We start from the raw sequence: 705 nt of genomic DNA, 5'->3' as shown, positions 1-705 counted from the left end.
TGTGGCTGCAATCTGTATACAGGCTTGTTGCCGTATAATGAAATAAGTGGGGGATTCAACAAGGGAGGATAAGAAAATTATGATGGAAAATAAGACCAAAATTGATCTGAAAAACAAGAGCGTTTTCATCACAGGTGTGGCTGGATTTATCGGCTCGAACCTTGCAAAGCGGCTGCTCTCCACAGTGGAGGGGGTCAAGATCGTTGGCCTGGATAATATGAATAATTATTATGATGTCCGGCTGAAAGAGGCTCGACTGAATGAACTGGAGCAGTTTGAAAATTTCAGTTTTGTAAAAGGTAATCTGGCAGACAAGTCTGTGATTGAAGCTATCTTTGAGCAGTATAAGCCGGAAATCGTGGTGAATCTCGGTGCGCAGGCTGGCGTTCGGTATTCCATTACAAATCCTGATGCCTATGTGGAAGCAAACCTAATTGGCTTCTATAACATTCTGGAAGCCTGCCGTCACTCTTACGATGAAGGACATACCCCGGTGGAACACCTGGTTTATGCGTCCAGTTCTTCGGTCTATGGCAGTAATAAAAAAGTGCCTTACAGTACGGATGATAAGGTGGATAACCCGGTATCTTTGTATGCGGCAACCAAGAAATCAAATGAACTGATGGCCCATGCCTACTCGAAGCTGTATAACATTCCTTCCACCGGTTTGAGATTCTTCACAGTATATGGCCCTGCTGGTCGCCC

1 protein-coding gene is annotated in these 705 nt (G+C 44.8%); it reads left to right on the top strand.

Translation table 11 applies throughout. From position 1 onward, the window contains the following. Nucleotides 1-82 precede the first annotated feature (82 nt). On the top strand, nucleotides 83-705 hold a 623-nt coding region (locus AAAU26_RS00075; RefSeq protein WP_431834264.1), incomplete at its 3' end, for a GDP-mannose 4,6-dehydratase.

Origin of the sequence: Faecalibacterium longum (assembly GCF_040094125.1) — a bacterium.
Taxonomy (GTDB): domain Bacteria; phylum Bacillota; class Clostridia; order Oscillospirales; family Ruminococcaceae; genus Faecalibacterium; species Faecalibacterium longum.
Note: the sequence above shows the minus strand (reverse complement) of the source record. Positions and strands in the feature narration are given on the sequence as shown.